This is a genomic window from Nocardia pseudovaccinii NBRC 100343 (assembly GCF_001613225.1).
GTDB classification, from domain to species: Bacteria; Actinomycetota; Actinomycetes; order Mycobacteriales; family Mycobacteriaceae; genus Nocardia; species Nocardia pseudovaccinii.
In genome coordinates, this window is record NZ_BDBY01000384.1 from 1 (window position 1) to 26,249 (window position 26,249).

At 66.1% G+C, this 26,249-nt stretch carries 26 protein-coding genes; 11 read left to right on the forward strand and 15 right to left on the reverse strand.

Translation table 11 applies throughout. The features are described from left to right. Nucleotides 1-19: 19 nt before the first annotated feature. From NP3_RS41510 to NP3_RS41530, 5 genes are all read right to left on the reverse strand, one after another. Nucleotides 20-1,156 (reverse strand): Mrp/NBP35 family ATP-binding protein, encoded by a 1,137-nt coding sequence (locus NP3_RS41510; protein ID WP_063047180.1) that lies wholly within the window; start codon nucleotides 1,154-1,156, stop codon nucleotides 20-22. Nucleotides 1,157-1,176: 20 nt separating this feature from the next. Next, nucleotides 1,177-2,040 carry a lytic transglycosylase domain-containing protein gene (locus NP3_RS41515; protein WP_063047181.1) on the reverse strand — a complete coding sequence of 288 codons (864 nt, stop codon included), beginning with the start codon at nucleotides 2,038-2,040 and terminating at the stop codon, nucleotides 1,177-1,179. A gap of 140 nt (nucleotides 2,041-2,180) precedes the next feature. Further along, on the reverse strand, nucleotides 2,181-3,641 hold the full coding sequence (locus tag NP3_RS41520) for a lytic transglycosylase domain-containing protein (RefSeq protein WP_063047182.1): 1,461 nt from the start codon (nucleotides 3,639-3,641) through the stop codon (nucleotides 2,181-2,183). A gap of 118 nt (nucleotides 3,642-3,759) precedes the next feature. Beyond that, nucleotides 3,760-4,353, reverse strand: a complete 594-nt coding sequence (locus NP3_RS41525) for a DUF1003 domain-containing protein (protein WP_063047183.1) — start codon at nucleotides 4,351-4,353, stop codon at nucleotides 3,760-3,762. After that, nucleotides 4,343-5,650: a magnesium transporter MgtE N-terminal domain-containing protein gene (locus NP3_RS41530; RefSeq protein ID WP_063047184.1), complete on the reverse strand. Its 1,308-nt coding sequence runs from the start codon at nucleotides 5,648-5,650 to the stop codon at nucleotides 4,343-4,345. Before NP3_RS41530 ends, NP3_RS41525 begins: the two co-directional genes overlap by 11 nt. A 64-nt stretch (nucleotides 5,651-5,714) precedes the next feature. Here NP3_RS41530 and NP3_RS41535 point away from each other — a divergent pair, with 64 nt between their 5' ends. The 3 genes from NP3_RS41535 to NP3_RS41545 are packed head-to-tail and all read left to right on the forward strand — an operon-like array spanning nucleotide 5,715 to nucleotide 7,761. Next, the gene (locus NP3_RS41535; RefSeq protein ID WP_084509619.1) at nucleotides 5,715-6,671 is read left to right on the forward strand and encodes an HpcH/HpaI aldolase/citrate lyase family protein; all 957 of its coding nucleotides are present in this window, start codon (nucleotides 5,715-5,717) and stop codon (nucleotides 6,669-6,671) included. A 12-nt stretch (nucleotides 6,672-6,683) separates the two neighbouring features. Then, entirely contained in the window at nucleotides 6,684-7,175 is a 492-nt protein-coding gene (locus NP3_RS41540) for a YflT domain-containing protein (RefSeq protein WP_063047186.1), read from the forward strand. Nucleotides 7,176-7,179: 4 nt separating this feature from the next. Beyond that, complete coding sequence (locus tag NP3_RS41545; RefSeq protein ID WP_084509616.1) at nucleotides 7,180-7,761, forward strand: suppressor of fused domain protein; 582 nt, start codon at nucleotides 7,180-7,182, stop codon at nucleotides 7,759-7,761. A 4-nt stretch (nucleotides 7,762-7,765) separates the two neighbouring features. On the opposite strand, the gene NP3_RS41550 is transcribed toward NP3_RS41545, so the two are convergent. After that, nucleotides 7,766-8,842 carry a magnesium and cobalt transport protein CorA gene (locus tag NP3_RS41550; protein ID WP_373864826.1) on the reverse strand — a complete coding sequence of 359 codons (1,077 nt, stop codon included), beginning with the start codon at nucleotides 8,840-8,842 and terminating at the stop codon, nucleotides 7,766-7,768. A 62-nt stretch (nucleotides 8,843-8,904) separates the two neighbouring features. On the opposite strand from NP3_RS41550, the gene NP3_RS41555 reads away from it, so the two are divergent. The 4 genes from NP3_RS41555 (at nucleotide 8,905) to NP3_RS41570 (ending at nucleotide 13,280) form a co-directional block, all read left to right on the forward strand. Beyond that, the gene (locus NP3_RS41555; protein ID WP_063047212.1) at nucleotides 8,905-9,759 is read left to right on the forward strand and encodes a PHP domain-containing protein; all 855 of its coding nucleotides are present in this window, start codon (nucleotides 8,905-8,907) and stop codon (nucleotides 9,757-9,759) included. A gap of 38 nt (nucleotides 9,760-9,797) precedes the next feature. Then, nucleotides 9,798-10,022: a hypothetical protein gene (locus NP3_RS41560; protein WP_245721329.1), complete on the forward strand. Its 225-nt coding sequence runs from the start codon at nucleotides 9,798-9,800 to the stop codon at nucleotides 10,020-10,022. Between the two features lie 51 nt (nucleotides 10,023-10,073). Further along, nucleotides 10,074-11,645, forward strand: a complete 1,572-nt coding sequence (locus NP3_RS41565; RefSeq protein ID WP_063047188.1) for an FAD-dependent oxidoreductase — start codon at nucleotides 10,074-10,076, stop codon at nucleotides 11,643-11,645. Between the two features lie 438 nt (nucleotides 11,646-12,083). Then, entirely contained in the window at nucleotides 12,084-13,280 is a 1,197-nt protein-coding gene (locus tag NP3_RS41570) for an NAD(P)-dependent malic enzyme (protein WP_063047189.1), read from the forward strand. Between the two features lie 66 nt (nucleotides 13,281-13,346). Here the strand turns inward: NP3_RS41570 and NP3_RS41575 are convergent, their stop codons facing one another. After that, nucleotides 13,347-13,763, reverse strand: a complete 417-nt coding sequence (locus NP3_RS41575; protein ID WP_063047190.1) for a CBS domain-containing protein — start codon at nucleotides 13,761-13,763, stop codon at nucleotides 13,347-13,349. Between the two features lie 151 nt (nucleotides 13,764-13,914). Next, the gene (locus NP3_RS41580) at nucleotides 13,915-14,550 is read right to left on the reverse strand and encodes a maleylpyruvate isomerase family mycothiol-dependent enzyme (RefSeq protein WP_063047191.1); all 636 of its coding nucleotides are present in this window, start codon (nucleotides 14,548-14,550) and stop codon (nucleotides 13,915-13,917) included. Nucleotides 14,551-14,640: 90 nt separating this feature from the next. Here NP3_RS41580 and NP3_RS41585 point away from each other — a divergent pair, with 90 nt between their 5' ends. After that, nucleotides 14,641-15,078, forward strand: a complete 438-nt coding sequence (locus tag NP3_RS41585; RefSeq protein ID WP_063047192.1) for a MarR family winged helix-turn-helix transcriptional regulator — start codon at nucleotides 14,641-14,643, stop codon at nucleotides 15,076-15,078. 3 nt (nucleotides 15,079-15,081) lie between these two features. Here the strand turns inward: NP3_RS41585 and NP3_RS41590 are convergent, their stop codons facing one another. The 4 genes from NP3_RS41590 to NP3_RS41605 are packed head-to-tail and all read right to left on the reverse strand — an operon-like array spanning nucleotide 15,082 to nucleotide 18,543. After that, entirely contained in the window at nucleotides 15,082-15,798 is a 717-nt protein-coding gene (locus tag NP3_RS41590) for an ABC transporter permease (RefSeq protein WP_063047213.1), read from the reverse strand. Further along, nucleotides 15,795-16,457 carry an ABC transporter permease gene (locus tag NP3_RS41595; RefSeq protein WP_063047193.1) on the reverse strand — a complete coding sequence of 221 codons (663 nt, stop codon included), beginning with the start codon at nucleotides 16,455-16,457 and terminating at the stop codon, nucleotides 15,795-15,797. The genes NP3_RS41590 and NP3_RS41595 overlap by 4 nt, the downstream gene beginning before the upstream one ends. Beyond that, on the reverse strand, nucleotides 16,454-17,650 hold the full coding sequence (locus NP3_RS41600; protein WP_084509617.1) for an ABC transporter ATP-binding protein: 1,197 nt from the start codon (nucleotides 17,648-17,650) through the stop codon (nucleotides 16,454-16,456). The genes NP3_RS41595 and NP3_RS41600 overlap by 4 nt, the downstream gene beginning before the upstream one ends. Next, nucleotides 17,611-18,543 carry an ABC transporter substrate-binding protein gene (locus tag NP3_RS41605; RefSeq protein ID WP_373864828.1) on the reverse strand — a complete coding sequence of 311 codons (933 nt, stop codon included), beginning with the start codon at nucleotides 18,541-18,543 and terminating at the stop codon, nucleotides 17,611-17,613. The genes NP3_RS41600 and NP3_RS41605 overlap by 40 nt, the downstream gene beginning before the upstream one ends. 147 nt (nucleotides 18,544-18,690) lie before the next feature. Between NP3_RS41605 and NP3_RS41610 the strand changes: the two genes are divergently transcribed. The 3 genes from NP3_RS41610 to NP3_RS41620 all read left to right on the forward strand — a co-directional run bounded on the left by NP3_RS41610 (nucleotide 18,691) and on the right by NP3_RS41620 (nucleotide 22,130). Then, the gene (locus NP3_RS41610; RefSeq protein WP_245721330.1) at nucleotides 18,691-19,653 is read left to right on the forward strand and encodes a glycine betaine ABC transporter substrate-binding protein; all 963 of its coding nucleotides are present in this window, start codon (nucleotides 18,691-18,693) and stop codon (nucleotides 19,651-19,653) included. A 218-nt stretch (nucleotides 19,654-19,871) separates the two neighbouring features. Then, the gene (locus NP3_RS41615) at nucleotides 19,872-20,564 is read left to right on the forward strand and encodes a PadR family transcriptional regulator (RefSeq protein ID WP_063047196.1); all 693 of its coding nucleotides are present in this window, start codon (nucleotides 19,872-19,874) and stop codon (nucleotides 20,562-20,564) included. A gap of 84 nt (nucleotides 20,565-20,648) precedes the next feature. After that, the gene (locus NP3_RS41620) at nucleotides 20,649-22,130 is read left to right on the forward strand and encodes a DHA2 family efflux MFS transporter permease subunit (RefSeq protein ID WP_063047197.1); all 1,482 of its coding nucleotides are present in this window, start codon (nucleotides 20,649-20,651) and stop codon (nucleotides 22,128-22,130) included. Nucleotides 22,131-22,173: 43 nt separating this feature from the next. Here the strand turns inward: NP3_RS41620 and NP3_RS41625 are convergent, their stop codons facing one another. The 3 genes from NP3_RS41625 to NP3_RS41635 form a co-directional block, all read right to left on the reverse strand. After that, nucleotides 22,174-22,800 carry a Uma2 family endonuclease gene (locus tag NP3_RS41625; RefSeq protein WP_063047198.1) on the reverse strand — a complete coding sequence of 209 codons (627 nt, stop codon included), beginning with the start codon at nucleotides 22,798-22,800 and terminating at the stop codon, nucleotides 22,174-22,176. A gap of 108 nt (nucleotides 22,801-22,908) precedes the next feature. Next, entirely contained in the window at nucleotides 22,909-24,726 is a 1,818-nt protein-coding gene (locus tag NP3_RS41630; RefSeq protein WP_063047199.1) for a molybdopterin-dependent oxidoreductase, read from the reverse strand. A gap of 116 nt (nucleotides 24,727-24,842) precedes the next feature. Next, nucleotides 24,843-26,042, reverse strand: coding sequence for an RNA-guided endonuclease InsQ/TnpB family protein (locus tag NP3_RS41635; protein WP_157124905.1), 1,200 nt, complete (start codon nucleotides 26,040-26,042; stop codon nucleotides 24,843-24,845). Nucleotides 26,043-26,249: the final 207 nt, after the last annotated feature.

Genomic DNA, 26,249 nt, shown 5'->3' on the forward strand with positions numbered 1-26,249 from the left:
TCAGCCGTGCGGCCCGCGGTTACAGGTGGCGCGTTGTGTCGATTCCGAGTGACATGCCCGCGAGCCCGCGGCGGCGCACTGCGAGTTTGTCGGCGACGTCGAGCAGTGCCTTGGCGGCCGGATTCTCCGGATCGCGCAATACGATCGGGGTGCCCTCGTCGCCTGCCTCGCGCAACTCCTGCTCGATCGGAATCTGGCCCAGCAGTGGCACATTCGCCCCGACGGCCCGGGTCAGACGGTCGGCGACGGATTGGCCGCCACCGGAACCGTAGAGGTCCATCCGGGTGCCGTCGGGCAGATCGAGCCAGGACATATTCTCGATGACGCCCGCGATCCGCTGCCGGGTCTGCAGCGCGATCGCACCGGCGCGTTCGGCGACCTCGGCGGCGGCGGGTTGCGGGGTGGTGACGACCAAAATCTCCGCGTTCGGGATCAGCTGTGCGATGGAGATCGCGACGTCGCCGGTGCCGGGCGGCAGATCCAGCAGTAGCACATCGAGATCGCCCCAGAACACATCGGCAAGGAACTGCTGCAACGCCCGGTGCAGCATCGGACCGCGCCACACCACCGGCGTATTGCCCTGGGTGAACTGCGCGATGGAGATCAGCTTCACATTGTGTGATTGCGGCGGCATGATCATCCGCTCGACCTGAGTCGGTCGCGCGTCGGTACCGAGCATCCGTGGAATCGAGTGGCCGTAGATGTCCGCGTCGAGCACACCAACCGAGAGACCGCGCGCGGCCATCGCGGCGGCGAGATTGACCGTGACACTGGACTTTCCGACGCCGCCCTTACCGGAGGCCACCGCATAGACGCGGGTGAGCGAACCGGGCTGGGCGAACGGGATGACCGGATCGGCGGAGTCGCCGCGCAACTGCTTACGCAGATTCGTGCGCTGCTCATCGCTCATCACATCGAGGTCGACCGTGACCGCGCCGACGCCCGCGACGTCGGCCACCGCCTTGGTGACCCGCTGGGTGATCTCGGTGCGCAGCGGGCAGCCCGCCGTCGTCAGGTAGACCTCGATATGGACATTGCTATCGGCACCGATCGCGATGCTCTTCACCATGCCCAGTTCGGTGATCGGTTTGCGGATCTCCGGGTCGTCGACCTTCGCGAGGGCTCCCCGCACATCCGTTTCCGTTACCACTGGCATGACATGAATTTTACGTTGTCTCAGATTCGCGGCAGGTCGCCGGGCTTAGGTGCGATGCCGGAGGCATAGGACCCGGCCCACGCCATCACATTCGCGACATAGGCCATGGAGTTGTTGTAGCGCAGGATCGCCCGGGTCTGCTGGGTGAGATCGCGCATATTCAACCCGCCGTCGCACAGATACCTGCCCGCGGTCAGTGCCGCGTCGAACAGATTCTGCGGATCGGCGATGCCGTCGCCGTTGCCGTCGGCGCCGTAGCGCTTCCAGGTCTCCGGCAGGAACTGCATCGGGCCGATGGCGCGGTCGTATCCGCTGAGTCCGTCCAGCGCGCCGCCGTCGGTATCGCGAACGACGTGGTTGCCCGCGAGGCTGCCGTCGAGCACCGGACCGTAGACCGGTGTCAGCGGATTGCCGTCCGCGTCGGCCTTACCGCCGAAGGCGTGCGTCGATTCGACCCGCCCGATGCCGGCGAGCATAGACCACGGCATTCCGCAGACCGGATTCTCCGCGGCGAGTATGTTTTCGGCGTTCTGATAAGCCGCGACGGCCACACCGGGAATGCCGAGCGGACCGGCTGGCAGTGCGGCCGGTTGCCTACCATCCGGCAGCGCAACGGTTTTCACGATCGGCGGCGCACTCGGTGCCTGCTTTGCCATTGCGTTCGCGACGAATTCGGTCGCCGCCGGTTCCGCGGCGACCGAAAGTCTGGCCGCCTGGTCGTCTTGATCGTCCCCCGGAATGTGTTGCAGGACAGACGATGCGGTCGGATCGCCGGTGCCTGCGGACGCGGCGACGGCCACGAGTCCAGCGGGGACCAATCCGGTCAATGCGATTACGGAGCTGCGCTTGATCGTCGCAGGCGACTGCTTTCGGTGACGCCCCACTGTGCGGTGACCCTCCAATTGACTCGATAACGAGCCCTTCGTGATGGACGAAGTAGAGGGTACCGCATTCGAGACCTTTTTGTTACTGCTTCGTTATCGGGTCTCGGTGTGGCGTCATCTGTTCGATATCAGGCCTGGTCTCAGCCCTGCGGGGCCGGTGCTGGGGCGGGCAGCGGGATCACGATGCCGAACGGGAGCGTGATGCCCGGTGCGGGCGGCGGGGTGGCTGCTTCGGTCTGGGGCGGCTCCGGCGCTTCGGCCACGCCGGGCTCCGGCGTCTTCTCCGGTGAGTTCTGCGGCGTTTCGCCCGGCGATTGCGCGGGGGCCTGAGCATTGGGCGCGGGCTGGGCCGCACCGGGCTGGGGCGCATCAGGTTGGGCCGGAGTGCAATTGGCGGGTTGCTGCTGATTCGGGTGCTGCTGGTCTTGCTGCCGCGGATCCTTCGGCTCGCCGTTTTCCGCCGCACCATAGGTCTGTGCCGGTGCGATGGGCGACTGTGCCGGATCGCCGGGTGCGGGCAGCTGCGCCGGCGCCACCTGCTGTGGATCGCACGGCGGCTTGGGTACCGGCCGCGGGCAGAAGATGCCGCAGGGGATCGGTGGCAGCCCGGGGATGGTGATCATCACCTCGGTCGGCGCCGGGATGGTCACCGTATTCGGCGGCAGTTCGGGCTTGGCGGTGGTCGTCGGTGCCGATGCGGAGGCGGCCAACATGTCCGGGCCTGCCGTGATCGGCGCGGTACCCGGCGGGATGAGATCGGGGGAGATGTTCACCTGGCTCGGGGTGCCGCCGGTACGGTAGGCCGCCGACCAGCTCAGCACATTGGCGGCGTAAGCGAGCGAGTTGTTGTAGCGCAGCACCGCGCGCAGTTCCTGCTGCGGATCGCGCAGGTTCAACCCGCCCGAGCACAGGTAATTGCCTGCGGCGAGCGAGGCGTCGAAGACATTGTGCGGGTCGGCGATTCCGTCACCGTTGCCGTCGGCGGCGTACCGGCTCCAGGTGCTGGGCAGGAACTGCATCGGCCCGATCGCGCGCACCGCACTGCCGTCGGCGGCCTTGATCACTTCGTTGCCCGGCAGCGACCCGTCCAGCGCGGGTCCGAAGATCGGCGTGACGGTGGTGCCCGCGGCGTCGGTGCGTCCGCCGCCCGCGTGCAGCGATTCGATCCGCCCGATCCCGGCGAGCAGGCTCCACGACAGACCGCAGCCGGGCGTCGAGGATTCCAGCGCGAGTTCGGCATTGCGATAGGCCGCGAGCACGATTTCCGGGATCCCGAGCGCGCCGCCGGTGGCGGGCAGGGCGATGTCGTGCAACGGCACCGAACCCGCGAACAGGGGGGTGCCGTCAGCAAGCGGAGTCATTGCTCGAAGTTTGCGGGGAGCCTCCGGCGTTACCGGAAGGAGACCAACTGTCCGGGACAATGCGCCTTCGCTGGTGTTGCCGGATGTTCCGTCGGCGGCGGACGGGCCGCTCGACGCCGCGAGCAAAGCCTCGGGCGCGGTATCGGGAGTGGTGGATTGTGTGGTGTTGGTACCCGAGCCGGTGGCCACAAGACCTGCGACGACCAGGGCCGAGACGGTTATCGGAGCAGAGATTCGCATTCGGCCACACCAATCCTCTACGTCGTGAGAGCGCCTGTCCGGGACATCCCCTGCCCGTCCGCTCGGGACAACGTCGTCCAGGTTACCCGTGGGTCACAACCTTGTAGAGCATTTCCTGTCAATCGTCAGCAACTGGCGGTGAAACCTGAACTGTGCCCGGCTTTCTGCCGGAGCTTTTCTTGCGATTGGCCTTCGACGGTTTATCGGGGCTCGACTCGGAATCCGGTGTCCGCGCGGCTTCGATCCGGTCCAGCACCTCTCGCATTTCCTCCAATTCCCTGCGCAAGTAGTCGCGCGTAGCAACCTCGCCGACCGCGATCCGCAGCGCCGCGAGCTCGCGGGCGAGGAATTCGGTATCGGCCTTGGTCTGGGCGGCCCTGGTGCGATCCTCCTCCAGCGATACGCGGTCGCGATTGTCTTGTCTGTTCTGCGCCAACAGGATCAGCGGCGCGGCATAGGCGGCCTGGGTCGAGAACGCGAGATTGAGCAGGATGAACGGATATGGATCCCAGCGCAGCGCGATCACGAAGACGTTCAACAGGATCCAGACGATCACCACAATCGTCTGGATCGCGAGATAGCGTCCGGTGCCGAGGAATCGGGCGACTCGCTCGCTGGAGCGGGCCAGCGCCTCGGCGTCGTAGTCGAAGCGGAACCGCGATTCCACCGGCGTCTCCAGGCGCTGGCGCGCCGGATTCTTCTCACTCGGCATCGGTTACCCCCTCGTGCCCCGCGACCGCGTCGTGGGCCGTATCTTCTTGCTCGCGCCAATCTTCCGGTAGTAGATGATCGAGCACGTCGTCCACACTGACCGCGCCGAGCAGATGGTTCTCCTCGTCCACTACCGGACCGCAGACCAGGTTGTAGGTGGCGAAATAACGGGTCACCGCACCGAGCGGGGCATCGGGCCGCAGCGGAGCCAGATCGGTGTCGAGGATGCCGCCGACCAGGTGTGCCGGGGGTTCGCGCAACAGTCGCTGCAAATGCACCGAGCCGAGGAAGCGGCCGGTCGGCGTTGCGGTCGGCGGCCGCACCACGAACACCATGGTGGCCAGCGCGGGTGTCAGATCCGGATTGCGCACTCGGGCAAGCGCTTCGGCGACGGTAGTGGCCGGGGTCAGGACCACCGGTTTCGGTGTCATCAGACCACCCGCGGTATCGGGGGAGTGCTCCAGCAGCCTGCGGACGGGTTCTGACTCCTCCGGATCCATCAGTGCCAGTAGCGATTCCCGCTCGCCCTTCGGCAGTTCGCCGAGCAGGTCGGCGGCGTCGTCGGGATCCATCGCCTCGAGCACGTCGGCGGCCCGGCGCACCTCGAGGTGGCCGAGTAGATCGACCTGATCGTCGTCGGGGAGTTCCTGCACGACGTCGGCGAGTCGCTCGTCGTCGAGTGCGATCGCCACCTCGATGCGCCGCTTCTCGGGAAGTTCGCGCAGCATGTGCGCGACGTCGGCGGGACGCAGGCCCTCGAACTGCTCGAGCAGTTGGGTGACGTCCTGGCCCGGCCTGCCGATCTCGTACGGCGTCAGCCCGCTGACCTGCATCCAGTCCACTACGTGCACGGTCCGGCGGCGGCCGAGCCTGCGATGTCCGCGCACCGCGACCCTGGTGACCCGCCAGTCCCTGGTCCGGGTCTGTTCGATGCCCAGATCGACCACGAGCACATCGACATCCGCGAGGTCGAGCAGATCCGGATCATGAACGCGCACCGAAGAATCCACGATCTGCGCGAGGGCGAGCATCTCGCCCGGACGCTGGGTGAAGCGGCGCAGGCTCACCGTGCCGGTATTGAGCGCGACGACACCGGGTTCGATCGTGGTCACCCGCAGCATCGGTACGAATATTCGGCGCCGGGTCGGCAATTCGACAACCAGGCCGTGCACCCGGGGTTGCTGGCGGTCGTAGCGGACGGCCACGACGACGTCGCGGATGCGGCCGATAGACTCGCCGTCCGGGCCGAGTACCACCAGTCCGGCGAGCCTGGCGACGTACACCCTGGTTGCTGCCATGGCTGTCAGGTTAGAGGGTTCGCGGAACGGTACTCACACCATGCCACGATCGACGGGAGTGATCATGAAGCCGCGCCGCTCGGTGCTCGCCTGCCCCGGTAGCAGCAAGAAGATGATCGATAAGGCCAAGGGCTTGCCAGTCGACGAGGTATTTCTCGATCTGGAGGACGCGGTCGCGCCCGCCGCCAAGGCCGAGGCCCGCGCGAATATCGTGGCCGCGCTGAACGACACCGGCTGGGGCGATCAGCTGCGGGTGGTGCGGGTCAACGATTGGACCACCCAGTGGACCTACGCCGACGTGATCACCGTGGTCGAGGGCGCGGGCGCGGCACTGGACGCGATTCTGCTACCGAAGGTGACCGATTCGGGTCAGGTGCAGGCACTGGACCTGCTGCTCACGCAATTGGAGAAGGCCAGCGGGCTCCAGGTCGGGCGGATCGGTATCGAACCGCAGATCGAGAACGCCTCGGGATTGCGCAATATCGATGAGATCGCTACCGCGAGCCCGCGGGTGCAGACTCTGGTCTTCGGCCCGGCCGACTTCATGGCCAGCATCAATATGCGCACGCTGGTGGTCGGCGAACAGCCCGAGGGCTATGACACCGGCGATGCCTACCACCACATTCTGATGACCATCCTGCTCGCCGCCCGCGCGCACGGCCTGCAGGCGATCGACGGGCCCTACCTGCAAATTCGGGATATCGATGGATTCCGCAGAGCGGCCGGGCGCACCGCGGCGCTCGGTTTCGACGGTAAATGGGTGTTGCATCCCGGACAGATCGAGGCCGCGAACGAGATCTTCAGTCCGCGCCAGGCCGATTACGATCGCGCCGAGCTGATTCTGGATGCCTACGCCTTCCACACCTCGGAAAAGGGCGGTGCGCGCGGAGCGGTAATGCTCGGCGACGAAATGATCGATGAGGCAAGCGCCAAGATGGCTCAGGTAATCGCTGATAAGGGCCGAGCTGCGGGGATGACGAGGACCACGCGTTTCACACCCCCGAACTCCGGTTCGGAATAGCAGAATAGAGATATGACGAATCCCTTGGGGAACTCGAATCGCGGGCGGCAGGGCCTGCCGACGCCGCCATCGGGCTGGCCGGTCGGCTCGTATCCGACCTATGCCGAGGCTCAGAAAGCGGTCGATTTCCTGGCCGACAACGAGTTCCCTGTGCAAGACGTGACCATCGTCGGCGTGGACCTGATGCAGGTCGAACGCGTGCTGTATCGACTGACCTGGGGCAAGGTGATCGGCGGCGGGGTGGTTTCGGGCGCGTGGCTCGGCCTGTTCCTCGGCCTGCTGTTGAGCTTGTTCACCACCAGCGGCGGTTTCGCGCCGGTGCTGGTCGGCTTGGTCGGCGGCATCATCTTCGGCGTCATCTCCACCTCGATCCCCTATGCGGCGACCAGGGGACAGCGCGATTTCGCCTCCACCATGCAGTTGGTGGCGGGCCGCTATGACGTGCTGTGTGACCCGAAGTCGGCCGAGCAGGCTCGGGACATGCTGGCGCGGTTGGCGATCTGAGCGCATGGAAGTCGTGGACAAGGTCCGCACCGAGGTGCTGGATCACTTCGGTGCCGCCTCGACGGGTGTCGACTCCGCGTCGGTGACCTTTCTGGGCCTGGAGCCCATCGAGATTCTGCGCATTCCCGGCGACGAGCTGGTGCACTACGTGACCCTCGGCGGATCACGTCATCCCATGGGCGATCCCAGTGACCTGCACGCCGATCCGGTGCGTGGGCCGCGGGCCGAATTGGTGCTGACGCTGCGTGCCGGGGTCGGCCCGAGTTCCGGACTCGCCCGCACCCTCGGCGTGCTCGTCGCGGCGCCCGCCGTGGAAGGTGTTGTGCTGCAAGCCGATGCGCTGCTCGATCTGGGCGAGCCGATGTGGCGGGATGCGCCGTTCACCGCGGTGTTGTTGGGGGACAGCGATATTCCCGAGGTCGCGCTGCCCGAACCCGCCGAACCCGTACGGTATTTCGCGGTGGTTCCGGTGACCGCGACCGAGGCGGCCTGGGTTCGGGTGCGCGGGGCGCAGGCGTTGCGTGATGCGTGGGCCGAGGCCGGGATCGATGTGCACGATCCGGCCAGAGGCGCTGCGTCGCTGTAGTTCTTCAGAGCCAGTTGTTGCGGTGGAAGTTGACGTAGAGCCCAGCGCAGATCACGAGCGTGATCACGATGACGAGCCAGAAGCCCCAGGTTGCCTCCAGCCCCGGCATATGCGTGAAATTCATCCCGTAGATACCGGCGATCATCGTCGGCACCGCCGCGATCGCGACCCACGCGGAGATCTTGCGCATGTCGGTATTCTGCTGGACACCGACCTTGGCCAGCGCCGCGGTGATCAGTGCGCTGAGTGCCTCGTCGAAATCGTTGATCCGCTCGGCCACCGCGGTGTGATGGTCGCCGACATCGCGTAGATAACGCCGAATCTCTTTGGGCAATGGCATTGTCGTGTTGCGGCCGAGTGCTTCCAGAGCGGTGCCGAGCGGGTTCACCGCGCGACGCAGCTCCACGACCTCTCGCTTGAGCTGATAGATCGATTCGATGGTCACCGTGCTGCGCGGGGTGAAGACCTCTTCTTCCATCTCATCGATATCGTTCTCGACCGACTGCGCCACCGCCACATAGGAATCCACAACGTGGTCGGCGACCGCGTGCAGCACCGCACCGGGACCGAGCATGAGCTGGTCGGGGTGATCCTCCAATTCCTTTCGGACACCGGCGAGTCCGGTGTGCTCGCCGCGCCGAACGGTCACCGTGAAATTGGGTCCGGTGAAAACCATGATGTCGCCGGTCTCGACGATCTCACTGACCGAATGGATTTCGTGTGGGACGTAGCTGACAGTGCGCAGTACGAGGAACAGGGTGTCGTCGTAGCGTTCCAACTTCGGCCGCTGATGACCATGGACGACGTCCTCGACGGCCAACGGGTGCAGGTCGAAGACCTTGGCGATATCGGCCATCTGGAACTGGTCCGGCTCGTGCAGTCCGACCCACACGAATCCGGCTCCCCGATTGCTGACCTCGGCCATCGCGTCCGCATGGCTGAAGTGGCCGGGCAGCCGTCGGCCGTCGACGTACACGGCACAGTCGACCACCGCACGCGCGGTGGGGACCGGGATATGAGGCACTTGGGCACGTGCTCGGCCTTGGCTACGGAACGACGGTAGCGGCGGAATTGATGGCACCGACCGATGCTACGTCGCGTGCGCGTGCGTGCGCCGGGTGAGCGCACGGTATGAAAGAAGGCGTGCGCATCGACCTGCATACCCATTCGACCGCGTCCGACGGCACCGATACCCCGGCCGAGCTCGTCCGGAACGCGGCAGCGGCCGGCTTGGACGTCGTCGCGATCACCGACCACGACACCACCGCCGGGTGGGCCGAAGCGGTCGACGCGCTACCGAAGGGATTGACGCTGGTGCGCGGCATGGAGATGTCGTGTATCGGGCTCGGTGAGGACGGGTGGCCGGTCCCGGTGCACCTGCTGGCTTACCTCTTCGACCCGACCGACCGGTGTTTCGCCGACGAGCGCGAACGCCTGCGCGCCGAACGCGTCGAGCGATTGCGCGCGATGGCCGAGCGCATGCGCGACGACGGACTACCCATCGATCCGGATGCGGTCCTGGCCTCGGCCGGACCGTCGGCGGGGCGTCCGCACCTGGCGCGCGCACTCGTCGCGGCCGGTGTGGTGCCGACCGTGGACGCGGCCTTCACCGAATTGCTGGCCCCGCACGGCCCCTACTATGCGGAGAAGGCGGATACACCGCTGCGCCGTGCCGTCGAAATGATCGCGACCGCAGGCGGGGTCAGCGTGCTCGCGCACACCCGGGCGCGTAAGCGCGGGCGGCTGCTGGCGATCGACGATATTCGCGAACTGGCCACGCTCGGACTCGGCGGCCTCGAGATCGATCACCCGGACCATTCCGCGGCCGATCGCGCGTTGCTGACGGAGTTGTCCGCGGAACTCGGTCTCATCACGACCGGTTCGTCGGACTATCACGGATCCAACAAAACCATCCGGCTAGGTGAATTCACCACCGACCCCGCGCAATTCGAGGAACTCGCGGGCAAAGCGACGGGCGTACCGGTGATCGCCTCGTGAGAGTGCTGCGCGGACTCAGCGGAATCGTGGCCGGTGGGATGTTCGTGCTGGCCGTCGTCGTTATCGGTACCGCGGTAATCGCTGCTCGACGCGGCTTTCCCGGACCCGGCGGCGAATCGGTGACGTGGCATGTCGCCGCCTCGGCGATCGGCCTCGGCGCACAAATTTATTCAGATCGTCATCGGGGTTTGGCAGCTTTTTCCGGATCGGTGGTCGTTTTTGTTGTCGCCGGGATATTGCTGTGGACGCAGTGGTGGGGCTGATAAATCGGTAATGGTTGCGGTTGCGTGAATTGTGGCCGAACATTTCTCTTTGTGACGGAATTCGAGACGGATGTGCTCGTGCTCGGCGGCGGCCCCGCCGGGACTTGGGCCGCCATCTCCGCCGCCACCGCGGGCGCTCGGGTGGCGCTCGTCGACAAGAGCCGCTGCGGTGCGAGCGGGCCGACAGCCGCCGGGACGACCTCGCTGTGGAATATCCCGCCGGGGACCGCGCGAGACGAGGCCGTGCGGCGCGCGTACGCGCACGGCGGCGGGCTCGCCGAGCCGGAATGGATGCTGCGCGTACTCGACGAAACGCACCGGCGGGTCGAACAGCTCGTGACGTGGGGTTATCGGTTTCCGGGTGAGGGCAACGGCGCAACGCCGTTGCGCGTATGCCTCGACGGCGCAAGCTATCTGCGCCGGATGCGCCGCAGCCTGCTCGAAGCCGGAGTGCGCATTCTCGATCACCATCCCGCCCTGCAGCTACTCGTCGATCGCGACGGCGCGGTCGCCGGTGCGGTCGGTGTGCAGCGGCACAACGGCTTTCGGACCTGGACCATCCGAGCCGGGGCGGTCGTCGTCGCCACCGGCGGCTGCGCCTTCCTCTCCGGCGGCGCGGGCACCGATGTGGATACCGGCGATGGACTGCTGCTCGCCGCCGAGGCGGGCGCGCAACTGTCGGGCATGGAATTCTCCACCGCCTACGGTCTGGTCCCGGATGTGCCCGCGCCCCGAGACACCGCCTTCGCTCCCGGGCTGGCACTGCATTTCGCGACGCTCTACGACGAATCCGGTGCGGAGATCACCGGTCATCGCTCGGCGGCCTTCACCGCGATCGCGGATGGTCGCCGGATCTACGCTGCCCTGGACGATGTGCCGTACCCGGTCCGGCGTTGGCTCTCCAGACAGGGGCTGGTCGACCACACCCGCCGGGTACCGCTGCGTGCGGTGCTGGAGGGGACGGTCCGCGGGACCGGCGGGCTGTGCATAGGCGGGACCGACTGCGCGACCACGGTGGCCGGACTCTACGGCGCGGGCGATGTGATGACGCGCGAGCCGATCACCGGCGCGGTCAGCGGCTTCGGCGGTCAGGGTGGAGCATGGGCCATCGCCTCGGGGGTGTGGGCCGGAAAGGGCGCCGCGCGTTTCGCACGTGGGCGCGGCGTGACGGGGCCGGTGCGCGAGGTGGCCGGTGCCGGACTGAATCCAGTGACCCGCATCGATTCGCGGGCCGTGGTCGGGCTGGTACAGGAGCACACGCTGCCATTGCGGCGCAGCTACTGGCGCAGCGCCGGAAGTCTGCGCGACAGCATCGGCGAACTCGACGCCATGTGGCCGGGCGCCGATTTCGATCTCGGCGGTTTCGGCGTGGACCGGTTGCGCGCCAGGCAGGCGGCGGCGCTGCTCGCGGTGGCGCGCTGGACCAAATACAGCGCGCTCGCGCGCACGGAGAGTCGCGGAATGCACCGCCGCACCGATCATCCAGGCGCAGCGGCGGATTGGCGGGTGCGGCTGACCTCCGGCGGACTCGAGGCGGTGTGGGTGCGCACCGGGGTTGCCGATACGATGCCCGAGCCCCCGGCGCGGCCGGAGCTCACCGCGGCCGATCCGCTCCCGTTGTGACAGCTCACCGGATACCGCTGCCGAACTGCGAGTTTCTGCTTACCCCCTGGTAATTCCCGCGGCCTACCCTCGAAAGATGATGCTCGACCGGAACACGACACGCCGGTTTGGCAATGCGTCCTCCGGGCTGGCAGAATGCTACGGATTCCCGCCTACGCCACCGCCGGGTTCGGGAACAACGGCGATCACCGCCTCGCGACGCACCGTCGCGACCCGAGGTCGCTCCCGCACGTTTTGCACGGACACACCCGTCCGACCTTCGCTCTGCGGATCAGTGCCGCGCCACGTTTCGGTAGTAGATCGTCGCATGTCCGATGCTCTCGGCTCGACCCGAAATGTCCCGGTCAGCGCACTCGATGAGCGTGTGAAACAGCTCATACCCATGTACCCGGCGGTAACCGTCCCCCCGGCTTGTCCGACCCGATCAGGAGTGAAATCGTGTCATCTGTGACTGACGCAGTGAATGCCACCGCAAGCCTTTCCGAAATCACCCAGGAAGAAATTTTCGCGGGCCACCTAGGCGGCAAGCTCTCGGTCGAACTCACCGCACCGCTGGACACCCAGCGCGACCTTTCCATCGCCTACACCCCGGGTGTGGCGAAGGTCAGCCTGGCCATCGCGGAAGACGAGGCGCTGTGCAAGCGCTACACCTGGACCGACCGGCTCGTCGTGGTGGTCAGTGACGGCACCGCCGTGCTCGGTCTCGGTGACATCGGTCCGCGCGGCTCGCTGCCCGTGATGGAGGGCAAGGCGGCGCTGTTCAAGAAGTTCGCCGGACTGAACTCGATCCCGGTCGTCCTGGACACCAAGGATGTCGACGAGATCGTGGAGACCATCATCCGGCTGCGCCCGAGCTTCGGCGCGGTGAACCTGGAGGACATCTCGGCGCCGCGCTGCTTCGAGATCGAGCAGCGGCTCATCGAGGCCCTTGACTGCCCGGTCATGCACGACGACCAGCACGGCACCGCCATCGTGGTGCTCGCCGCCCTCAACGGCGCGGCCAAGGTGCAGGGTCGTGCCATCGACGGCATGAAGGTCGTGGTGTCCGGTGCGGGCGCCGCCGGTGTCGCGTGCACGAATATCCTGCTCGCCGCGGGCGTCAAGGACGTGACCGTGCTCGATTCCAAGGGCATCGTGAACCGTGAGCGCGGCGACCTCAACGAGGTGAAGGCCGAACTGGCGCAGCGCACCAACCCCCGCGGGCTCGCCGGGGGCGCGGCCGAGGCGCTGGACGGCGCCGATGTGTTCCTCGGACTCTCCGCGGGCACCATCGCCGAGGAGCTGATCGCCTCGATGGCGCCGGAGTCGATCGTGTTCGCCATGTCGAACCCGAATCCGGAGATCCACCCCGATGTCGCGCACAAGTACGCCGCGATCGTGGCCACCGGGCGCAGCGACTTCCCGAACCAGATCAACAATGTCCTCGCGTTCCCGGGCGTCTTCAAGGGCGCGCTGGACGCGGGCGCGCGCCGCATCACCGAGGGCATGAAGATCGCCGCCGCCGATGCCATCCTCAGCGTGGTCGCCGATGAGATCGCCGCGGACAAGATCGTGCCGAGCCCGCTCGACCCGCGCGTCGCCCCGGCCGTCGCCGAGGCCGTGGCCGCAGCCGCCCGCGCGGAGGGCGTCGCGTAATTTCGACCCGCGAATACGGGGCTGCTCACTCAGGTGAGCAGCCCCGTGTCGCGTTGTGCGGGTTGATCAGTGCGGAACGAAGACGGCCGAGACGAATTCTGCGATTTCGGCGTCGCTGAGGTTCTTGGCGATATCGGATTCGCAGATCATGCCGACGAGTCGCTTCTTGTTGTCGATCACCGGCAGCCGTTTGATCCGATCATGCTCCATCATGTCCAGCACCTCGCGGACATCGGCATCGGCGGATATCCAGCGCGGGGTGCCCTCGGCCAGATCCCCGGCCCGTACCTTGCTCGGATCATGGCCCATCGCAATGCATTTCACGACGATATCGCGATCGGTCAGCATGCCGACGAGCCGGTCGTCGCTGCCGATCGGCAGTGCGCCGATATCCAGCCTGCGCATCATCTGCGCGGCCCGATCCAGCGTTTCGTCGGCGGGGATCCACTCCGCGTTTTCGTGCATGATGTCGCGCGCCTTCATAGAGCGACTGTTCACGGTACGCCTCCTGGTCTCGGATGAGTGATCCCGCAGAATTCGGCTCCGCGATCGTGCGTCTAGCATCCGCGAAGCAAACTCCTGCGGCCACGTCACATCGTGACCCATGTCACATCATTGGTCAATGCCGGGGCGGTCAGCGCAGGCGAGCGGTCATCGGCGCGACGCCGTCGCCCGTCAGCAGGTCCATTGCCGCTGTGCGGCCGGTGACCAGGAGTAACAGCGCGGTGATCGGGCCGCGGATCTCCGGTCCGCTGCCATGCGTCCAGTCGACGTCGGATGCGACCAGGCGGATGCCGTCGAGGCGGTGCTTATCCCATACCGGCCATCCGACGGTTACCGCATGGGCGGCCGCGGCCGCCGCGGCCGCCGGTTCGATCTCGATCATGCGACCGAGCGGAATCGCGATGTCCTGACCGTGCACCATTGTGTCGAACAGGATATTGCGATAGTTGGTGAGCTTGGGCAGCCTCCGGGAGCCGGCGTTGCCGTGGATCGCCGAAACGAGTTCTGCGGCTGAATGTTTCGCGTAGCGCCTGGTGAGGTGATCGATGAACCGGTTGTAGTTGCCGCGCGCGCGGATGCCGGTGCCGAGCATGGCGCCGATCGGGGGTGGCTGCGGTGTCAGCGCGATGTGTGCGGCGACCTCCTTGACTCGCCAGCCCGCGCACAATGACGGTGTTTCCCACTCGTCGGCCGAAAGGTCGGCCAGCAGGTCGGCAACCGCGCGCCGCTGCTGTTCGATGGTCTGCCAACAGGTTTCGCGGTCCATGGTGCGCTCCCGGGTTTCGGACCTCTTGTAGGATTGGTCAGATAGGCTTACCAATGTAGTAAGCTTATCTGACCAACGTCAAGGAGTGGGATGGCCGACGACGATATGAATGTGGGCCTGTTGATGTTCATCGCGCACCGATCGATGGAGGACCGGATCTTCGCCGATCTCGCCGAGTCCGGATACGACGACGTCACGGTCGCCCAGGGGCGGCTCGCGGCGCGCATCGGTCCCGATGGCAGCCGCCTGACCGAATTGGCCGAGCAGGCCCAGGTCACCAAGCAGACCGCCGGATTCCTGGTCGATCAGCTCGAGCGCACCGGCTATGTGCGGCGCGTGCCGGATCCGCGCGACGGTCGGGCACGGTTGGTCGTGCTGTCCGAACGCGGAGCGAAGATGGCGGCGTACGCGAACTCCGTCGCCGCCCGGATCGAGGCCGAGTGGGCGACGCACCTCGGTGCGCAGCGCATGCGGCAGTTGCGCGAGACGTTGGCTCTGTTGCGCGAGATCACCGATCCCTATGCCTGAGCGCTAGTCCGCCGCCTGCAGGATTCCGGCAGGGGTGACGGGCAGCTGAGCGGGGCGGCGCACGCGACCCGTGCCGGGTGCGCTGGCCCAGACCGCGAAAGCCAGCAGGCCGTCCATCACCATGGCGAGGACCGCGACCAGCAGGGCGCCCACGAGCACCCGGTCGTAGCGGTAGACGGCGATGCCGTCGAAGATATAGCGGCCCAGACCGCCCAGGTTGACGAAGGCGGCGATGGTGGCGGTGGCGATGACCTGCAGGGTGGCCCCGCGCAGGCCGGTGAGCAGGATCGGCAGCGCGTTGGGGACCTCGACGCGGAACAGGATCTGGCGCTCGGTCATGCCCATGGCGCGTGAGGCGTCCACGACATCGGCCGAAACATTGGCGATTCCGGCGTAGGCACCGGCCAGCAGCGGCGGAATGCCGACCGTGACGAGTGCGAGCAGCGGCGGAATCAGGCCGAGTCCGAGGCCGAGCACCAGGAAGGTCAGCAGGCCCAGGGTGGGCAGGGCGCGCATGGCATTGGCGAATCCGACCAGCAGTGCGGAACCGCGACGGGTGTGCCCGATCACCAGCCCGAGCGGAAGCGCGACGGCCGCGGAGACGACGACGGTCAGGAAGCTGTACCAGAGGTGCTCGGCGATGCGGTGCTGGATGCCCGCCGGGCCGCTCCAGTTCGCGCTGTCGGTGAAGTAGTGCCAGGCATCGATGAAAAGGTTCATGCCGCAGCGCCTTTCGCCGTCCTGGTGTCCGCGCGCGTCCACGGGGTCGCCCAGCGTCCGATGGCGTACACCAGGCGGTCGAAGATCAGGGCCAGCGCCAGCGTCACAATGATGCCCGCGATGATCTCGTCCGGGTAGTCGCGCTGATAGCCCTGGGTGAAGAGTTTGCCGAGCCCGCCGACACCGATCAGCGCGCCGACCGAAACCATGGCGATATTCGTGACCACCACAACGCGCAGGCTGGAGACGAAAACCGGTATGGCCAAAGGCATATCGACGGTCACGGTGCGCCGCAGCGAACTGAAGCCGACGGCGTCGGCGGCATCGATGACGGTGGGCGACACCGAATCCAGTGCCGTCGGCACCGCGATCACCAGCAGCGCCGTCGAATACACGGTGAGCGCGATGATCACATTCACCGGATCGATGGTCGAAATCCCGGCGAGCGGCGGAATGATCACGAACAGAGCCAGCGATGGAATGGTGTACGACAGGCTGGCCGCCGTCACCGTGACGCGCCGCAGCCAGGAGATCCGGCGCACCAACGCACCCACCGGAATCGCGATGATCAGCCCGAGCAGTAGCGGCACCAACGCGAGATACAGATGGGTCTTGGTGAAACCCATGATCTCGGAGAAGTTGTCGATCAGATACTTCATGCGTTTTCGGTTTCGAAGAAATGCCGATTGCGCTCGTCGTCCTCCACCGTGCGCTGCCCGGCGAGTTGTTCGAGTACCTCGGGAGCCCGGATACCGCCGCGAGTCGCACCGGAATCGTCAACGGCGACACCGATTCCCGACGGTGAGGAGATCGCCGCGTCCAGTGCCTGCCGGAGGTCGCCGTCCGGCGGGAAGAGCGAGCCACCCGCGGCGATGCTGTCGTGCAATGCCCGCCCGGCCCGAATGCTCTCTACGCCGGTGACGTCGATCCACCCGCGCGGAACACCGGAATCGGTGACCACCAATACCCATTCGCCGCGGTCCAGCCGCAATTCGGTGAGTTCGGGTTCGGTTGCGGTGTGGATCTCGTGCAGTGTCAGGCTATCCGCGCTGCGGAACGACAGCGCGCGATAGCCGCGATCACGTCCGACGAAGCCCGCCACGAAATCTGTTGCGGGCGCGGCCAGCACGCGCTGTGGTTCGTCGTATTGCTGGAGGACGCCGCCCGGTCCGAACACCGCGATCCGGTCGCCGAGCTTCACCGCCTCATCGATGTCATGGGTGACGAAGACGATGGTCTTGCGCAATTCGGCTTGCAGCCGCAGCATTTCGGCCTGCAACTCCTCGCGCACCACCGGATCGACCGCGCTGAACGGTTCGTCCATCAAAAGCACCGGCGGATCCGCGGCCAGCGCCCTGGCCACTCCGACGCGCTGCTGCTGTCCGCCGGAGAGCTGGGCGGGATACCGGTTGGCCAGGGATCGGTCCAACCCGACCCGGTCCAGCACCTCGAGTGCCGCCGCTCGGGCCGCGCGACGCCGAACTCCTTGCAGCACAGGCACGGTCGCGACATTGTCGATGACGGTGCGATGCGGCAGGAGTCCGGCGCTCTGGATCACGTATCCGATACCGAGCCGCAGCTCGACCGGATTCACCGTCGAAATATCCGCGCCGCCAACGGTGATGGTGCCCGAACTGGGTGTGATCATCCGGTTGATCATGCGCATCGAGGTGGTCTTGCCACAGCCCGACGGTCCGACGAAGACGGTGAACGAACCGGATTCGATGCGTAGATCGAGTTCGGAGACGGCGTGCGTGCCATCCGGATAGGTCTTGCTGATACGGCTGAATTCGATATCGGACACGCTGGCTCCTACCCGGTGGGCTTGTTCAGCCCTTGGGCGGCGACCCATTGTTGTGCTGCGGCCTTGGGTTCGGTCTTACTGCTTCCGGAGACCGCCTCGTTGAGCTTCAGCAGTTCGCCGGTGGTGAGTTTCGCGGAGACCGCGTTGAGCGCGGCGAGCGCCTTATCGGTCTTCTTGGCCGAGTTGAACAGCGGCACCACGTTCTGGGCGGGGAAGTTGTGCTTCGGATCCTCCAGGACCACCAGATTGTTCTGCGCGATCGCCGGGGAGGTGGTGAAGATATTGGCCGCGGTCACCGCGCCCTCGACCAACGCGCGCACCGTCGCGGGTCCGCCGCCGTCGGCGATCGGCACGAAATTGTTCGCGGCGATATCCAGGTTGTAGTTCTTCTTAAGGCCGGGCAGACCGCCCGCGCGCTCCTGGAATTCGGCGGGCGCACCGAATTTCACCTCGGCCGAATGTGCGGCCAGATCGGCGATGCTGTGCAGGTTCCAGCGCTCCGCGGTGGCCTTGGTGACCACGACCGCGTCCGAGTCCTGGCCCGGGGCCGGGGTGCCGACGGCGAGATCGGAACCGAGTGCCGTGGTGAGGGCGGCGTCGATATCGGCTGAGCTTGCCGCGGTGGCGTTCTTGTCCAGGTACTGCAACAGGTTGCCGTTGTACTCCGGAATCACCGAGATCGCGCACTGGCGCAGCGCCGGGATATACGCTTCGCGGCTACCGATATTGAGTTTGGTGTCGACATTGAATCCGTTGGCGCGCAACGCTTCCGCGTAGATATTCGCAACCGTTTCCGATTCCGGGAAGTTCGCCGAGCCGACGGTCAGCCCGTCGCCCTCGCAATTGCCCTTGGCCGCAAGCGGATCGGAGTTACCACAGGCGGACAGGATCATGGCGGCGGCCAGTGCCGCGGCGGCGACGAGAATGCGGGCGGCGCGCAGCGTCAGCCGCAGCGCGAACCGCCCGTGCCGCGCGGCATCGGGGTTGATCGTGGTTTTCACTGGAGTCCTTCCGGCATGACGGGCGGTGCGAGAAGCCGTGCTCGCACGGCCACCCGGTACATTCTGGTTGTTCATATTGCCCGCTGCATGCAGTTCCTGTTCACTACCGAAGGTTGGTGTCGCCGGATGGGGTTGGCCGCGTCGAGGCGGATGCTGGCACGGATCGTGGTCGTCACGGCCGTCGGGCTGGCTGTTTCCTGTGGAAGCGACGGTTCGGGCCCGACGATAGCGGTCGGCGCGGGCGATTCGATGGAATCAAATCTGCTTGCGCAAATTTATGCGGGCGCGCTGGCGCGGACCGGTGCACGCACCTCGGTCACCGCCGATCTCGGTAATCGGGCGGACTATCTGGCCGCGCTGGATGCTGGCACGGTGACGGTGGTCGGCGAGCACAGCGGCGAACTGCTCACCTTCCTGAATGCCGACGCGCAGGCGCGCAAGCCCGAGGTGACGACCGAGGTGGCGGACAAGTCCGCGCCAGTTCGGTTGTCGGTGACCGAGGAGTTGAACCGGTCGCTGCCGGAAGGGCTGGCGGTCTCCGATCCGGCCGACGGTACGGATATGCGAGCCCGGGTGCTGCTGACCGAAGCGGTGGGCAAGGACGTGCGGTCGATCGGCGCGCTCGCACCGCGGTGTGGCGAAATCCAGGCCGGGGTGGCATCGGTGCCCGGCGTGCTGCAAACCGCGGCGCCCGTGTGGATTGCCGGTTGCGACTTCGCCGGTACCAGGCCCTATCCCGACGCGACTGCGTTGCGAAAGGCATTGCTGGACGGCGAAATCCAGGCCGGAATCCTGACCGGCCCGCCCGCGCTGACCCCCGGTGCGACCGATGGGCTGACGATCCTCGCCGATAACGATTACGCGGTGCGAGCCGAGAATGTGCTCGCGGTCTACCGCAAGGGTCTGCTGGATGATCGGCAGATCAAGAAACTGAACTACGTCGCGGGTGAGCTCACGACCGACGAGTTGGCGGAGATGATCCGCAAGGTCCGCGCGGGTGCCGCTGCCGCGGAGGTGGCGCGCACCTGGTTGGACAACCACGCGCTCTAGCAAATCCCCTGGTCACGACGGCCCGAGCGGTTACGCTCGGGCCGTTTTGCTATGTCGCCGATCACTTTTCCGATCGATGCCGCGGTCTTGTGCGTGGACTGTTCCGCACCGTATATTCCATGTGGAGTATTTGATCGGGAGTATGTCGGTGGCCATGGCTATCGTGCTCCAGGAATTCGATCTCGCATCCGCGAGTGTTGTGCAGGAGGTGACCGAAAATGGGGCAGCACGCGCGCCCGTCGGTGACGCCATTGGCGATCGCCGTGCTCGCGCTGCTCGAAGAGCGGCCCATGCATCCCTACGAGGCATTTCAGCTGCTGATCGCACGTCGGGAGGACATGCTGGTGAAGGTGCGGCCGGGCTCGCTCTATCACACGGTAACGCGGTTGGCCGACCAGGGATTGGTGCAGGCCGAGGGGGTCGACCGGGAGGGGAATCGGCCGGAGCGCACCACCTACCGGATCACCGAAAGCGGCCGGGCGACATTGCGTTCCCGAATCGCCGAGATCCTGCGCGATCCCGGTCGGGAGTACCCGATGTTCCCGGTCGGGCTCGCCGAAGCCCACAACCTGCCCGCGACGGAAGTGCTCGCGCTACTGCGGGAGCGGGTCGATCGGCTGGCGCAGGACCTCGCCGATGTCGACATGATGAGCCAGTGGGCGGGTGTGCACGATGTGCCCCGTCGCTACTGGATCGTGCTCCCGTATCTGCATGCCACCATCGCGGCCGAGATCGCGTGGGTCCACAACCTGATCTCCGAACTGGAAAGCGGCGAGATGGAGTGGAACGAATTCGACCCCGCCACCGGCGTCCGCGTAACCGAACATCAGCACCCTTGGTCCGAACGAGAAAGTTCCGGACTACCCCCGGTGCCGCGCCGCTGGAGCCAGACCAGCGCCTCACCGCCGTGATGTGTACCGGTGCGTGCAGCACCCGATTCGCTTCTCTGCCGTGCTTGTCAGCCGGGACAGACATCCGAGATAGGAACCAAATCCATGACCACACAACGTAATCCGTGGCTGGCGCTGTTCGCGCTGGTCGTCGGCTTCTTCATGATCCTGCTGGATATGACCATCGTCGCGGTCGCGAACCCGGCGATCATGACGGATCTGCAGGCCGACATCTCCCAGGTCATCTGGGTGACCAGCGCGTACTTGCTGACCTATGCGGTGCCGCTGCTGGTCACCGGTCGGCTGGGTGATCGCTACGGGCCCAAGAACCTGTACCTGATCGGTCTGGCCGTATTCACCGCCGCCTCGCTGTGGTGCGGTCTGTCCGGATCGATCACCATGCTTATCGCCGCACGGGCCGTGCAGGGTCTCGGCGCCGCGATGATGACGCCGCAGACCATGGCGGTGATCACCAGGACCTTCCCGCCGGACAAGCGCGGTGCGGCCATGGGTCTGTGGGGCGGTGTCGCCGGTCTGGCCACGCTGGTCGGCCCGATCCTCGGCGGTGTGCTGGTCGACGGGCTCGGCTGGGAGTGGATCTTCATCGTCAATGTTCCGGTCGGCATCGTCGCCTTCGCGCTCGCGGTCTGGCTGGTCCCGGCGCTGCCGACGCATGAGCACAAGTTCGACATCCCGGGTGTGGTGCTCAGCGGTATCGGTCTGTTCCTGCTGGTCTTCGGTATCCAGGAGGGCAATACCTACGACTGGTCGCTGCGCATCTGGCTGATGATCGGCGCGGGTGTCGTTGTGCTGGCGGTGTTCCTGGTGAATCAGTCGCGCAATACCGGTGAGCCGCTGCTGCCGTTGGGGCTGTTCCGTGATCGCAACTTCGCGATGTCGAATGTGGCCATCGCGGCCATGGGCGCGGCGGTCACCTCGTTCATGGTGCCGACGTACTTCTACCTGCAGGCGGTGCGCGAAATGTCACCGACCAAGTCCGCCTTGGTATTCGCGCCGATGGCGATCGTCACGGGCGTCTTCGCACCGATCATCGGCAAGGTCTCCGACAAGCTGCACCCGCGTCTTGTGCCCACCATCGGATTCATCGGATTCTCGGTGTCGATCTTTTGGTTCTCGGCAGTGATGACACCGCATTCGTCACTGGTGTGGTTCCTGGTCTCGGCCGCGCTGGCGGGTTTCGCCAACGCCTGCATCTGGGCGCCACTGGCTTCCACCGCCACGCACAACCTGCCGATCCAGCTGGCCGGTGCGGGCGCGGGTGTCTACAACACCACCCGGCAGGTGGGTTCGGTACTCGGTAGCGCCGCGATCAGCGCCTTGGTCGCGGCCCGGATGAGCGCAAACGGCCTCGGCGGCGGCAAGGTCTCCGAAGGCGGTGCGGGCCAAGGGCCCATCCCCGAATTCGTCAAGGACGCCTTCAGCACCGCCCTCAGCCAAGCCATCCTGCTCCCCGCGGGCATCCTCGTGATCGGTGTAATCGCCTCGGCCCTCTTCATCCGCCACGGCAAGTCCGCCGCATCCGGCCCGAAGACCGACCTGGCCAAGGCCGACGCCGTCGGCGTGTGAGTTCTGCGTGCCCCGTGCGTAATTCGCGCACGGGGCATACCCGTCAGCGGGCCAGACCCGTCAGCTGGGTCCAATCGATGGTTATCCGAATCGGTAGGTCGACGGTGGTCTGCGGCTCGTTCGGCGTCAACTTCGCATGAGGTCGGTACTGACCGAGGACATGATCAAGAACGAAGATCTCGATCATTGAGATGCTGTTGTCGCCAATTCGGACAATCCAGTACCACGGGATACCGGCAATTGCATACTCCGCTTTCTTCTCGACCAGGTCGATCCTCGTGGTGCCCGGTGACACGATCTCGATGACCAGCTTTACGAGGTGAGCGGGCAGCGGTCGGAGATCCGCGGGTGCACAGTCGTAAATGCCGAGATCGGGTCGCCTGATGGTTGTTCGCGGCGTTTCCCACAGCAGTAAGTCGAAGTCAATACTTGTGTCCAGGCATTCGTCCCGATACTGGTCGACGTGCTCGGCGATTGCTCGGTCAACCATGTGTGCAAGTCTGAACGTCGCTGTCTGATGCGGTCGACTCGGTTCTTCCGCCCGGACCGCTTCGCCGTTCTCCACCTCAACCAGGCGGCAGAAGTCTTCGGGAAGTTCCTTCCAAATCTCCACCGTGATCGGCTCCGGCTGCAGGTTCTCTTCCCGCGCCCAATCGAATACGGCGGACATGCTGCTCCTCGGGACCGGCAACGAGTATCGGGCCGATCCTATCGTGGCAAGCGCAACCGGCTGGTAAGCGCGCACCGGGTCAAAATATTGTCTTATGCGCCGTAATCGTCAGCCGACCTGGATGGTGGTGGAGGGGTAGCCGGTGGCGCCGTCGGGGACTACGGGGGCGCGGGCTTCGGTTTGGGTTTCGCCGGTGCCGTCGGTGGCGCGGGCGCGGATGGTGTGGGGGCCGGGGGTGGCGTTCCAGTCGTAGACCCATTGGCGCCAGGTATCGATGGATTGTTCGGTGGACAGGCGGGCGGGTTGCCAAGGGCCGTTGTCGATTTGGACTTCGACGGCCCGGATGCCGCGGTGCTGGGCCCAGGCGACACCGGCGATGGCGGTGCTGCCCGGTTGCAGTTTGGCGCGGGCGCGCGGGGTGTCGATGCGGGTGCCGGTTTTGATGGGGCCGTAGGCGGACCAGCCGCGACGGGTCCAGTAGGCGGTGGCGCGGTCGAAGCGGGTGATCTCCAGCTCGGTGACCCATTTGGTGGCGGAGACGTAGCCGTAGAGGCCGGGGACGACCAGCCGGGCCGGATAACCGTGCGCGACCGGGAGGGGTTCGCCGTTCATACCGACGGCGAGCAGCGCATCGCGGCCGTCGGTGAGTACGGCCAGCGGGCTGCCCGCGGTGAAGCCGTCGATGCTGTGCGACAGGACCATATCGGCATCCGGATGCGGTCCGGCCTCGGCGAGCAGTTCGTCCAAGCGGTAGCCGCGCCAGCTCGCATTGCCGATCAGATCGCCGCCGACCGGATTCGATACACAGGCCAGCGTCACCAGCGTCTCGACCGGTGTGCGTTTGGCGAGATCGTCCCAGCTGAGCTGGATTTCGTGATCCACCATCCCGTGGATCCGCAACGACCAATCGTCAACGGACACCTGCGGCACGATCAGCGCGGTATCGATCCGATAGAAGTCGCTATTGGACGTCAGATACGGCGTCAGCCCCGGCAATTTCAAATCCGCATCGGGTGCGAGCGAAGTGGTCGGCCCACTCGGCTCCGGCAATTGAATCGCCGCCCGCTCACCGGAAACATCCCGCCGCTGCGCCCCGATCAGCCGCCCACCCACCCCACTGAGCAACGCCAGCCCACCCGTAATCGCAATGCCCCGCAACACCTGTCGCCGCTGCGGTCCCGAAGCCGCTCCCGCTGTCGAAGCCGCAGGTTCCTTCGCCGCCGCTGCGGTCGAACGGCTTCCGGGCATCTCCGGCGCGGCTGCCGTCCCGCCGCTGCTCGACGCTCGATCTTCAGCCGTGGCCGAACTGGCGTCACGGATCTGCGCCGCGCCCTGGTCGGTCGAGTCATGGTGGGTGGCAGTCGGTTCCGGTGTCGCTGCGCTCTCCCCATCTTGCTCGGCCCCCTTACCGGGCGCAGCCGACACGTCGGCGCTGGATGAGTCGGCTTCGGTGGCAGTGGTTTTCGGCGAAGGCGCGGCGGGCGGGGCCATGTGCGCGGCTGCGGCGTCGTCGATTCGGGAGGTCAGGGCGCGGAGGGCGTAAATGCCCGCGGCGACGCCGATTACGGTGGGCCAGACGGTGGAGAGTCCGGTGCGGCCGAAGGCGATGGCCGCGGTGAGCAGGCCGAGAGCGGCCAGGAGCCAGGATCCGCGCGGATGATCTGTTCGTTCGATGGTTCCGATGAATCCGGCGACCAGCACGGCCACGAGTGCCATGCAGACGAACAACAGGGTCTTGTCATTGGTGCCGAAGGTTTGGATGACCCATTCGCGCAGGCCGTCCGGGGTGTGGTCGATGACGGTGGAGCCGAGAGCGTTCGGTGGCGCGCTGTCGGGGCCGATGAAGGCGGCCACGAGCTCGGACACGCCGAGTGCCAGACCGGCGGCGACAATGCCCGCCGCCACCCGAAAGCGCAGTTCAGCCATGGTCCGAGCCTACTGCCGGGTGCGGTCGGGGAGTATGACCATTCGGTGACGTGAACCTCAGTCGGCGGACTTGTGCCGCTGGTATTGGCATCCTCGCCTTCGTGCGACGATTCCTGCTAGACCGTCACGGCCTGTCGGTGGGTTCCTGCTTCAGCGCGCAGCGCCGGAACAGGCTCCGGTCTTACCCGCACTCCACAAGCGTTTCGTCTCTCCGCCTGCCCAGCGGCGAGAATATTGTCAGCGGCATTGCGATCCCGGTCATGGATCGCACCGCACCGGCACGTCCAGGTTCGCACCGACAGCGGCTTCGGCCCGTCGATCACCCCGCACATCGAACACAGCCGCGATGACGGGAACCAGCGATCCACCTTCCCGAAATACCGCCCGTAGCGGGCCGCTTTCTCCGCCAGCAACCGGGTGAACAAACCCCACCCGGCATCATTTATCGACTTCGCCAACCGTGTCCGCTCCAGGCCCTGGATACACAAGTCCTCGACGTACACCGCTTGGTTATCGCGGATGATCGCCGTGGAGTGTTTGTGCGCCCAGTCCAGGCGGGTATCACGCACGACGGCGTGAGCCTTCGCCATCTTGACACGTGCCTTGTCCCGGTTGCGACTGCCTTTCTGTTTGCGGCTCAACGCTTTCTGCGCCTTCCGGAGACGACGTTCTGCCCGCCGGAAGAATCGCGGGCTTGCGATCGTGGTGCCATCGGACAGCACCGCGAACGTTGTCAGTCCGAGGTCGATCCCCACCTCCGTATCGACTTCGGGCAGCGGCTGATCATCGGTTTGCACGACGAACGATGCGAAATACCGTCCAGCGGCATCTCGGATGATAGTCACCGACGATGGTGCCGACGGCAGCTCCCGCGACCACCGCACCGCGATATCACCGATCTTCGGTAGCCGCAGCTTCCCACCACCAGTGACCGCGAAGCGAGCGTTGGCGGTGAACCGGATGCTCTGCCGACTATCTTTGCGGGACCGGTAGCGGGGCGGGGAAACCTTACGTCCCTTTCGTTTCCCGCTGAGTGAGGCGAAGAAGTTGCGGTAGGCCGTGTTCAGGTCCGCCAGCGCCTGCTGCAGCACGACGGCCGACACCTCACCCAGCCACGCCCGCTCCGGGGTTTTCTTCGCAACGGTCAACGCCTTGGAAAGGTCACCGTCGCTCACATACGGCGCTCCGGCGGCTCGCGCGCTCTGCCGTGTACGCAGTGCGTCATTGAACACCACCCGCGCGCACCCGAACGCCCGCGACAGTGCTTGTCGCTGTCCCGGTGTCGGGCAGACACGAAAGGTGTACCGCAACTGCACATCTGCCACGCTATTTCTGGCTGGGTTCATATTTCGCGGATTCGTTCGATGGCACGCCGCTGTCGATTGTGACGCAGTACCTCGAAGTAGAGGACCATCCAGTCAGGGCGCGCTCGCGTTGCCGCCTCTTTTGTGTGGGCTTTCACTGTCGCCCTGAATACGGGGAACGAGCTTGTATTCGACCCGGTGGCCGAAGCGATCCGGTAG